We start from the raw sequence: 9,474 nt of genomic DNA on the forward strand, positions 1-9,474 counted from the left end.
CACGCCGGGCCGGACTGGCCCGTGGGTCGCGCGGCGGCCGCGGTCCCGCCGGAGGCGGGCCTGCCGACGCTGCTGGTCGCCCGCGGCTCGCGCGGTTGGTACCTCGGCGGGGGGATCTCGCTGATCTGGCTCGTGTCGGTGGCGCAGACGGCGGTGACCGTCTCGGCGAACGCGCTTCAGGCCGCTCTCGCCGTCGCGCTCGTGATCCTGTTCGGCGCCGCCTTCCTCGTCGCCGCGCCCATCGTCTGGAGCCTTCACGGCACGGGTCGGCTGATCGTGCCGGCGGCCCTGTTCGCGCTGACCTTCTCCCTCTTCCCCTGGCTGGGCTGGCAGATACCGGCACTGTGGACCTACGTCGGCGTGATCGTCGGGATCGGCGTCCTGCGCTGGGCCGTCACGTTCTTCGTCGTCGTCGGGCTGGGCATGCTCGCCCTCGTCACCGCCGGCGCGAGCCGCGGATGGACGGAGAGCATCCTGTGGACTCCGCTCATCATCGTGTCGATCTCGCTGATGATGGCGGGCTTCAGCCGCAACCTCGCCGCGATGAACGAGCTGCGGGCGACCCAGCGTCAGCTGGAGCTGATGGCGGTGGAGCGCGAGCGCGGACGCGTCGCCCGCGACATCCACGACATCCTCGGTCATTCGCTCACGGTGATCACGGTGAAGGCCGAGCTCGCCGGGCGCCTGACCGAGGTGGACCCGCAGCGCGCCCGCGCCGAGATCGCCGAGGTGGAGACGCTCGCCCGCGCGGCCCTCGCCGACGTGCGGGCGACGGTCGCCGGGGTGCGCAGCGTCACGGTCAGCGGCGAGCTCGCCGCCGCGAAGGCGGCGCTGGCGGCCGCCGGCATCGCCGGGGAGCTGCCCGGCTCGACCGAGGCGATCCCGCCCGAACGGCGCGAGCTGGCCGGGTGGGTGCTGCGGGAGGGAGTCACCAACGTCGTGCGACACTCGCGCGCCTCGGTGTGCCGCATCCGGCTGTCGCCGCATGAGGTCGAGATCGCGGACGACGGCGTCGGCCCGCAGGACGGCTCGGCGGCCTCGTCGGGCATCCGCGGCCTGCGCGAACGCGTCGAAGCGGCGGGCGGGCACCTGGCGGTAGGGCGAAGCGACCTCGGCGGGTTCAGTCTGCGGGTCTCGATGTGAGCGGCGTGATCCGGCTGCTGATCGCGGACGATCAGGCCCTGGTCCGCGGGGCGCTGTCGGCCCTGCTCGGCCTGGAGCCCGACATCGAGGTCGTCGCCGAGGCCGGCCGCGGCGACGAGGTGGTCGAGCTCGCGCGCGAGCGACGGCCCGATGTGGCGCTCCTCGACATCGAGATGCCGGGGATCGACGGGATCACGGCGGCCGCGCAGCTGCGCGCCGAGCTGCCGGACTGCCACGTGCTCATGGTCACGACCTTCGGCCGCCCCGGATACCTCAAGCGCGCCCTGCAGGCCGGCGCATCGGGCTTCGTCGTGAAGGACACCCCCGCCCCGCAGCTGGCCGACGCCGTCCGTCGGGTCGCCCAGGGATTCCGGGTCGTCGACCCGCAGCTCGCGGCCGAGTCGCTGACGCAGGGCGACTCCCCGCTGACAGAACGGGAGTCGGACGTGCTCTCCGCGGCCCGCACCGGTGGATCCGTCGCCGACATCGCCCGCATCCTGCACCTGTCCGAGGGGACCGTGCGCAACCATCTGTCCGCCGCCATCGGCAAGACCGGCGGCCGCAACCGGGCCGACGCGGCCCGCATCGCGGAGCAGAACGGCTGGCTCTAGGGCCTCGGGCGCCGCGGACGAGGAGAACCGCCCGACGGCGCGGCGAGCCGCCAGTCGTCGAAGCTGAATCCCGGTGAGACGACGCAGCTGACGAGCACCTCGACGTCGGACGCGAGCCGTGCCGCCTGCCAGACGCCCGCCGGCACGAGGCACTGTGCGCGCTGGCCGGTCCCGACGGCCGGTCCGAGCAGGACGGTCTCGGCATCCCCCGGCTGCTCGCCGTCACCGCCGAGCGAGAGCTCCAGCACGCCGGGACCGTGCCAGAGCCACAGCTCGTCGCTCGAGACCACGTGCCAGGCGCTGTGCTCGCCCGGCGTGAGCAGATAGTGGATGCAGGTCGCCGCCGGGCGCACGCCGCTCGCGGTCGGCACGGCTCCGGGCGCGGTCCAGGTGCGGCGGAACCAGCCGCCCTCGGGGTGCGGCTGCAGGTCCAGGGCATCCGCCGTGGTCGGACGCTCGCCGGTCATCGCAGCCCCGGCATCCGTCCGAGCAGCCGCCGCAGCAGGCCGGTGAGGAACATCAGGAACAGGGAGGTGTACCCGATCGCCGGGATCAGCAGCGACACGCCCAGCGACAGCGCGAACAGGATCACCATGGACAGGTCCACCGCCATCCCGGCCGCCAGACTCTGGACGGCGATGCCGTGGAGCGCCGGATGCCGGCGCAGGTAGAGCCGGATGCCCAGCGAGACGAGACAGGTGAGCACCATGCTGCCGATGTACACCGCGATCACGACCTTGTCCTCGCTGTCCATCTGCCCCGACATAGCGGTCGCGACCGGCAGCCACACGATCGACAGGAGCCACAGCATGATCAGCCAGATCAGCCCGTTCGACACACGTTCGACGCGGGAGAACACCCGGTGGTGCGTGATCCAGAACATCGCGATGATCACGAAGCTGAGCACGAAGCTCTGCAGCTGCTGATCGTGGTCGACGATCCACGTCCACGCACCGCCCTCGCCCTCGGCGGGCTCGGTGACGCTCTCCATCAGCGGCAGGATCAGCAGCGTCATCGCGATCGCGACGACCGCGTCGGCGAACGCCTTCAGCCGCTCGGCGGGGAAGATGCGGTCCGGGGGCGCCTGCTCGGAGGTCGGGTCGCTCACGCCTCAGATGCTACGCGGCGCCCGTCAACCCGAAGTGCTCCAGCTCCGCCTCGTTCAGCATGCGCGAGCGGATGATGAACCGGTTGCCGGTCGGGCCCTCGACGCTGAAGCCGGCGCCGCGTCCCGGCACGACGTCGATCGTGAGGTGCGTGTACTTCCAGTACTCGAACTGCGCGGCGGAGATGAACACCTCGATGTCGTCGAGCCCCGGCACCTCGAGCTCGCCGAGCGTGACGTCGCCCGGGCCGGTCAGGAACATTCCGACCGGATAGCACATCGGGGCGGACCCGTCGCAGCATCCGCCCGACTGATGGAACATCAGCGGCCCGTGCTGCGCGGTGAGGTCGCGGATCAGGGAGGCCGCGGCGTCCGTCACCGCGACCCTGCGGTACACCTCGGTCGAGGCCATGCTGTCCTCCTTCCCTCCCTCCCCAAACGCCCTCCACCATGTCCCACTTTGGGGCGGAATAGCTTGCTCATTCCGCCCCAAACTGGGACATCAACCGCACCGAAGTGGGACACGGTCGGCGGATGGATGTGGATCAGAAGAAGCCCATCGCGCCTTCGGCGTAGGACACCAGCAGGTTCTTGGTCTGCTGGTAGTGGTCGAGCATCTTCAGGTGGTTCTCGCGCCCGATCCCCGACTGCTTGTATCCGCCGAACGCGGCGTGCGCCGGGTACTGGTGGTAGGTGTTCGTCCACACGCGGCCGGCCTCGATGCCGCGACCGGCACGATAGGCGATGTCGCCGGAGCGGCTCCATACGCCGGCGCCGAGACCGTACAGCGTATCGTTCGCGATGCCGATCGCGTCGTCGAAGTCGCTGAACGCCGTGACCGAGACCACCGGGCCGAAGATCTCCTCCTGGAAGATCCGCATGTCGTTCGTGCCCTCGAACACCGTGGGCGCGACGTAGTAGCCGCCGCTCAGCTCGCCGCCCAGGTCGACGCGCTCGCCGCCGGCGAGCAGTCTCGCGCCGCCCGCCTTGCCGATCTCGATGTACGACAGGATCTTCTCCAGCTGATCGTTCGAGGCCTGTGCGCCGATCATGGTGGCAGGATCCAGCGGGTTGCCCTGCACGATCCTGTCGACCCGGTCGAGCCCGTCGCCGAGGAACTCGTCGTAGATCGACCGCTGGATCAGCGCGCGCGACGGACAGGTGCACACCTCGCCCTGGTTGAGGGCGAAGAACGTGAAGCCCTCCAGCGCCTTGTCGTAGTACGCGTCGCGATCGCGGGCGACGTCCTCGAAGAAGACGTTCGCGCTCTTGCCGCCGAGCTCGAGGGTGACGGGGATGAGGTTCTGGGACGCGTACTGCATGATCAACCGGCCGGTCGTGGTCTCACCGGTGAACGCGACCTTGCGGATGCGCTTGTGCTGCGCGAGCGGCGCGCCCGCCTCGATGCCGAAGCCGTTGACGATGTTGACGACGCCGGCAGGCAGCAGGTCGCCGATGATCTCGAACAGGAACAGGATGGACGCCGGGGTCTGCTCGGCCGGCTTCAGCACCACGCAGTTGCCGGCGGCGAGCGCGGGCGCCAGCTTCCACGTCGCCATCAGGATCGGGAAGTTCCACGGGATGATCTGGCCGACCACCCCCAGCGGCTCGTGGAAGTGGTACGCGACGGTGTCCTCGTCGATCTGGCTGAGCGAGCCCTCCTGCGCCCGCAGCACGCCGGCGAAGTAGCGGAAGTGGTCGACGGCGAGCGGGATGTCGGCGGCCAGCGTCTCGCGCACCGGCTTGCCGTTCTCCCACGTCTCGGCCACGGCGATCCGTTCGAGGTTCGCCTCGATGCGGTCGGCGATCCGGTTGAGCACGACGGCGCGCTCGGCCGGGGTCGTCCTCTTCCACGACTCGAACGCGCGCCATGCGACATCCACCGCACGATCGATGTCCTCGATGGTGCCCCGGCCGACCTCGGTGAACGCCTTGCCGGTGACCGGCGTGATGTTCTCGAAGTACTGGCCCTTGACGGGCTCGACGAACTCGCCGCCGATGTAGTGGCCGTAGCGCGAGCGGTACTCGGCGACCGAACCGCGCTGCCCCGGGGCGGCGTAGACGCTCGAGACGCCCTCTTCGACGATGGTCATGTTGTGTCTCCCTTGACGGTCCATGGATCCGCGGCATCCCGCCGCGCCGGATGCCGTCACGGTAGGCCGCGGCACGTTGCATCCCGTTGCGATCGCCGGCATCGCCGCGAGACCTCATCTGCGCGCCGCGACCGTGGGGCGACACCACGGTCTCGGCGGCCCGATGCGGTCTCGCGAAACCGGGGGCTCAGGTCTCGAGGCGCTCGATGCGGGCGACGAGCCCGGCGCGACGCGGCGAGCGCGCCGGGAGCATGCTCAGGCACAGCCGCAGCAGCTCGGCGTCCTCGGCACCCGCCTCCGTGTCCGCGAACGCGAGCAGCACGTCGATGCCCGCCTCGGTCATCAGCGCCTCGCGCAGCGCGCCGCGCACGCTCTCGCGGAACTCCTCCACCCCCGGGGCCTGCGAGTCGGGGAGCACGTCGCCGCGGTAGGCCGCCAGCGCCACCCGGTGCGCGCCGCGATCGAGCAGCGACAGCATCTGATGCGCGTCGGTCTCGAGGTCGGCGCCGAGGCGGTACGGTCGCGACTGCGGCACGAGGGACGGCGCGAGGTGCTCGAGCACCTTCCGCAGCCGGACCATCTCGGCACGGAGCGTGACGGTGCCCATGCCCCCTCCCGGCGACGCCGCGCCCGGGGGTCGCGCGGGCACGGGATCGCCGTAGACGAGCTCGCCGAGCCGCTCGGCCGACAGCCCCTGCCGGTGCGTGGCGAGCATGAGCATCAGCTCGGCGTGGCGGGCGGTCAGCTCGGTCACCGTCTCGCGGCCGTCCTCGACGACGTCGAGCAGGGCTCGGTCACGGCCCAGCACCCGCAGGGTCGCGCGCACCGCTTCCGAGGGGCGCCGGCGCGGGCGCGTCGTCGCCGGCGGTCGGGCACGCAGCCGCGACAGCAGCAGCTCACCCTCCACCGCCCGGGCCGTGGCGTCCACCAGCAGCTGCGCCTGCGCCGTGACCGCCTGGTCGCCGCCGGTCACGTCGATCACGCCGAGCACCTGCCGGGTCTCCGGATCGTGCACCGGCGCCGCGGTGCACGACCACGGCTGCACGAGCCGGTTGAAGTGCTCCGCGCCGCGGATCTGCACCGAGCGGTCGAGGGCCAGCGCGGTGCCGGGCGCGGAGGTGCCCACCGCGTCCTCGGCCCAGTCCGCGCCCGGGACGAACCCCATCTCGCCGGTCAGGCTGCGCACCCGTCGGTCGCCCTCCACCCACAGCAGGCGGCCGGAGGCGTCGCCGACCGCGACCACCACGCCGGACTCCTCGGGGTCGCCGGGGACGAGCAGCTGGCGGATCATGTCGATGGCTCCCGCCAGCGGATGCTCGCTGCGCAGGCGTTCGAGCTGTGCCGTCGTCAGCGCGAGCGAGGGAAGACCCTCCGGACCGACGAGGCTGTCGACCGAGCGCCGCCAGCTGTCGCGCACGATCCCGCGCACGTCGCCCACGCGCGGGTCGTGATCGTTGCCGCGCAGGAACTCCTCGTGGGCGCGCTCGATGATCAGGCGCGACGCGTCGGGGCTGACGCCGCGCGGGCCGGACCACGGCGAGGACACGGGACTCCGATCGACGACGAGGGGGATCGCGGCCCAGTGTAGGCGCGGCCGTCCCCGAGCGACAGGCGTCGAGTGCGGACGGGCTCAGGCGTGCCCGCCGGGCTCGAGCGACGAGGTCGCCCACCGCCCCAACTCGGTCAGCAGCGGTGTGAGACCCCGGCCCGCGTCGGTGAGGGCGTAGCTGACCGTCACCGGCGGCCCCGGCTCCACGACGCGCGCGACGAGACCGACCGACCCCAGCTCCGCCAGCCGATCGGACAGCACGGCGTCGCTGATGCCGAGCGCGCGCCGGAGCCGCACGAACGACGCCGGTCCGTTGCCCAGCACGTCCAGGATCATGCCGTTCCAGCGCTTGCCCAGGATCGAGAACGCGAGCGACACCGCGGCGTCGCAGGCGCGCGGGTCGTGATCCTCGGGCATGACGACCATGCTACCGGTGCTACACTCCACAAAGTCGCTATGAAAATAGAAGCGACTATGTCGATGACCACGATTGGACCCCCATGACCCTGTTCCGTCTGGATGCCAGCATCCTGCCGCCGACCTCCGCCAGCCGTGCCCTCGGCGATCTGGTCGAGGCCGAATGGCTCGCCGCCCACCCCGGCGACGCCGTCGTGCGCCGCGACCTCGCCGACGAGCCGGTGCCCCCGCGCACCTGGGCGAACGCGGTCACCGCGGGGCACACCCCGGACGGCGAGCGCAGCGCCGAGCAGCGCGACGCGGTCGCTCTGGCCACCGCCCTCGCCGACGAGCTGATCGAGGCGGACGCGCTGCTGTTCACCGTGCCGCTGTACAACTTCGGCGTCTCGCAGCACTTCAAGACCTGGTTCGACCTCGCGTACGCGGATCCGCGCCTCGGCCCCGGCGGCACCAGCCTGCAGGGAAAGCCCGCCGTGCTGGTGACCGTCCTGGGCGGGAACTACGGCCCCGGAACCCCCCGCGAGGGCTGGGACCACTCGACGCCGTGGCTCCGGCGCGTGCTCGAGGACGTCTGGGGGCTCGATCTCCGGGTCGTGCAGCGGCCCTTCACCCTCGTGGGCGTGAACCCGGCCCTCGACCAGTTCGCCGACCTCGCCGCCGAGCTCAAGGCCGACGCCGAGCACCTCGCCCGGACGCACGGTCAGGAGCTGGCGAGCACGCGCGGCGCCGCCTGACCCCGCGGGCCGCTCGCGGATCAGCCCCGGGCGGCCCACCACGCCCGCAGCCGCGCCTCGGCGGCATCCGGCCCGATGATGCCCTCGTCCAGCCGCAGTTCCATGAGGAAACGGTAGGCCTCGCCGACCTCACGGCCGGGCGGGATGCCGAGCACCTCCTGGATGCGGTTGCCGTCGAGCTCCGGGCGCAGCCCGTCCAGCTCCTCCTGCGCGGCGAGCTCGCCGATACGCCGCTCGATGTCGTCGTAGGCCGCGGCGAGCCGCGCGGCCTTGCGCCTGTTGCGCGTGGTGACGTCGGCGCGGGTGAGGATGTGCAGGCGCTCGAGCTCGTCCCCGGCGTCGCGCACGTAGCGGCGCACCGCCGAGTCCGTCCACGCGCCCTCGGCATACCCGAAGAAGCGCAGGTGGAGCTCGATGAGCAGGGCGACCGCGTCGATCGTGGCGGAGTCGAACCGCAGCTCGCGCAGGCGCCCCCGCGCCATCCGGGACCCCTTCACGTCGTGGTGATGGAAGGTGACCGCCCCGCCGGGCTCGAGCCGGCGGGTGGCGGGCTTGCCGATGTCGTGCAGCAGCGCGGCCAGGCGCAGGGGCACGTCGGGCGCCGCGTCCGGGTGCCGCGCGTGTTCGAGGTCGATCGCCTGGCGCAGCACGGTGAGCGAGTGCTCGTAGACGTCCTTGTGGTGGTGGTGCTCGTCGACCTCGAGCCGCAGCTCCGGCACCTCCGGCAGGAACTGCGCCATCAGGCCGGTGTCCACCAGCAGCCGGATGCCGCGGATCGGGTCGTCGGTCTGCAGCAGCCGGACCAGCTCGCCCTGTATGCGCTCCGGGCTCACGATCCCGAGGCTCTCCCGCATCGCCGTCATCGCATCGACGACCGCGGGGTCGACCTCGAACCCGAGCTGCGAGGCGAACCGGGCGGCGCGCAGCATCCGCAACGGATCATCGCCGAAGCTGATCGCGGGGTCCGCGGGGGTGCGCAGGACGCCGCGCACGAGGTCCTCGACGCCGCCGTTCGGGTCGATCAGCGCCGGCCCGGGCACCCGCAGCGCCATCGCGTTGACTGTGAAGTCACGTCTGACCAGGTCTTCTTCCAGGGTTTCGCCGAAGGCGACGGTCGGCTTGCGGGTCTCGCCGTCATAGCTGTCGGCGCGATAGGTCGTGATCTCGACCGTCTCACCGCGCACGCGCGCGCCGATCGTGCCGAAGGCGCGGCCGATGTCCCACTGCGCGGAGCTGATCGGGGTGACGATCCGCAGGATGTCGTCGGGCCGCGCGTCGGTCGTGAAGTCGAGGTCGTGGACGCCGGCGCCGAGCAGCGCGTCGCGCACCGGGCCGCCGACGATCGCGAGCTCGAACCCCGCCTGCGTGAACCCCGATGCGAGCGTCGCGACGACGGGCGAGGCGGCGAGTGCGCCCAGGCGCGCGACACCCTCGGCCATGTTGAGCATGCCTTCGACCCTATCCACACAGGGTCAGGAACCCGGTGAACAGCAGCTCCCGCACCCGCGGGAGCAGATCGGCGCGCAGCGCGGCCGCCTCCACGTCGAGCAGCTCGGCGATCGCGTCGACCAGCGCCCCCGCCGGCAGGTCGCCGTCGCACGCCCCGACCAGCGCCGCCAGACCCGGATCCGCCTCGATCACCCGCCCGAACCCGCCTCCCTGCCGCAGCTCGATGACCGCCGGTGCCTCGACGCCGGGCAGGTGGTGACGCGCCTCGGTCACATCCGGGGCGACGAGCAGCGCGGATGCCGCCAGCGCCGCGTCGTCGAGCGCACGCAGCCGCGCATGCGCCGCCAGCGCGGCCGACACGTGCGCGCCCAGG

The 9,474-nt window shown here is 72.1% G+C and carries 10 protein-coding genes and 1 pseudogene; 3 read left to right on the plus strand and 8 right to left on the minus strand.

The window, feature by feature from the left end:
* Together QM626_RS05220 and QM626_RS05225 are read left to right on the plus strand one after the other, a co-directional pair.
* A partial coding sequence (locus QM626_RS05220) for a sensor histidine kinase (RefSeq protein WP_415074695.1) occupies positions 1–1,143 on the plus strand: 1,143 nt, incomplete at its 5' end.
* 5 nt (positions 1,144–1,148) lie between these two features.
* Positions 1,149–1,754, plus strand: a complete 606-nt coding sequence (locus tag QM626_RS05225; protein WP_415074713.1) for a response regulator transcription factor — start codon at positions 1,149–1,151, stop codon at positions 1,752–1,754.
* On the opposite strand, the gene QM626_RS05230 is transcribed toward QM626_RS05225, so the two are convergent.
* From QM626_RS05230 to QM626_RS05255, 6 genes are all read right to left on the minus strand, one after another.
* Positions 1,751–2,221, minus strand: coding sequence for a cupin domain-containing protein (locus QM626_RS05230; protein ID WP_415074697.1), 471 nt, complete (start codon positions 2,219–2,221; stop codon positions 1,751–1,753). The two genes, QM626_RS05225 and QM626_RS05230, sit on opposite strands and share 4 nt — an antisense overlap.
* Positions 2,218–2,862, minus strand: a complete 645-nt coding sequence (locus tag QM626_RS05235) for a TMEM175 family protein (protein ID WP_415074699.1) — start codon at positions 2,860–2,862, stop codon at positions 2,218–2,220. Before QM626_RS05235 ends, QM626_RS05230 begins: the two co-directional genes overlap by 4 nt.
* Positions 2,863–2,872: 10 nt before the next feature.
* The gene (locus tag QM626_RS05240) at positions 2,873–3,271 is read right to left on the minus strand and encodes a DUF779 domain-containing protein (protein WP_415074701.1); all 399 of its coding nucleotides are present in this window, start codon (positions 3,269–3,271) and stop codon (positions 2,873–2,875) included.
* A gap of 133 nt (positions 3,272–3,404) precedes the next feature.
* Positions 3,405–4,952 (minus strand): aldehyde dehydrogenase family protein, encoded by a 1,548-nt coding sequence (locus tag QM626_RS05245; protein ID WP_415074703.1) that lies wholly within the window; start codon positions 4,950–4,952, stop codon positions 3,405–3,407.
* A 187-nt stretch (positions 4,953–5,139) separates the two neighbouring features.
* Positions 5,140–6,498 (minus strand): GAF domain-containing protein, encoded by a 1,359-nt coding sequence (locus QM626_RS05250; protein ID WP_415074705.1) that lies wholly within the window; start codon positions 6,496–6,498, stop codon positions 5,140–5,142.
* Positions 6,499–6,582: 84 nt separating this feature from the next.
* Positions 6,583–6,918: a winged helix-turn-helix transcriptional regulator gene (locus QM626_RS05255; protein WP_415074707.1), complete on the minus strand. Its 336-nt coding sequence runs from the start codon at positions 6,916–6,918 to the stop codon at positions 6,583–6,585.
* An 83-nt stretch (positions 6,919–7,001) separates the two neighbouring features.
* Here QM626_RS05255 and QM626_RS05260 point away from each other — a divergent pair, with 83 nt between their 5' ends.
* A complete protein-coding gene (locus tag QM626_RS05260; RefSeq protein WP_415074709.1) occupies positions 7,002–7,652 on the plus strand; it encodes an FMN-dependent NADH-azoreductase in 651 nt (216 codons plus the stop codon).
* 20 nt (positions 7,653–7,672) lie between these two features.
* Here the strand turns inward: QM626_RS05260 and QM626_RS05265 are convergent, their stop codons facing one another.
* Together QM626_RS05265 and QM626_RS05270 are read right to left on the minus strand one after the other, a co-directional pair.
* On the minus strand, positions 7,673–9,100 hold the full coding sequence (locus QM626_RS05265; protein WP_415074711.1) for a CCA tRNA nucleotidyltransferase: 1,428 nt from the start codon (positions 9,098–9,100) through the stop codon (positions 7,673–7,675).
* 10 nt (positions 9,101–9,110) lie between these two features.
* Positions 9,111–9,474: pseudogene (locus QM626_RS05270) on the minus strand (SAM-dependent methyltransferase); the annotation flags it as partial.

Origin of the sequence: Microbacterium sp. (genome assembly GCF_047606385.1) — a bacterium.
Classification (GTDB): Bacteria; Actinomycetota; Actinomycetes; order Actinomycetales; family Microbacteriaceae; genus Microbacterium.

Coding starts and splice junctions, on each gene's coding strand:
- QM626_RS05265 (WP_415074711.1), bottom strand. CDS start 9,100: ATGCTCAACATGGCCGAGGGTGTCGCGCGCCTGGGCGCACTCGCCGCC.
- QM626_RS05255 (WP_415074707.1), bottom strand. CDS start 6,918: ATGCCCGAGGATCACGACCCGCGCGCCTGCGACGCCGCGGTGTCGCTC.
- QM626_RS05245 (WP_415074703.1), bottom strand. CDS start 4,952: ATGACCATCGTCGAAGAGGGCGTCTCGAGCGTCTACGCCGCCCCGGGG.
- QM626_RS05230 (WP_415074697.1), bottom strand. CDS start 2,221: ATGACCGGCGAGCGTCCGACCACGGCGGATGCCCTGGACCTGCAGCCG.
- QM626_RS05240 (WP_415074701.1), bottom strand. CDS start 3,271: ATGGCCTCGACCGAGGTGTACCGCAGGGTCGCGGTGACGGACGCCGCG.
- QM626_RS05260 (WP_415074709.1), top strand. CDS start 7,002: ATGACCCTGTTCCGTCTGGATGCCAGCATCCTGCCGCCGACCTCCGCC.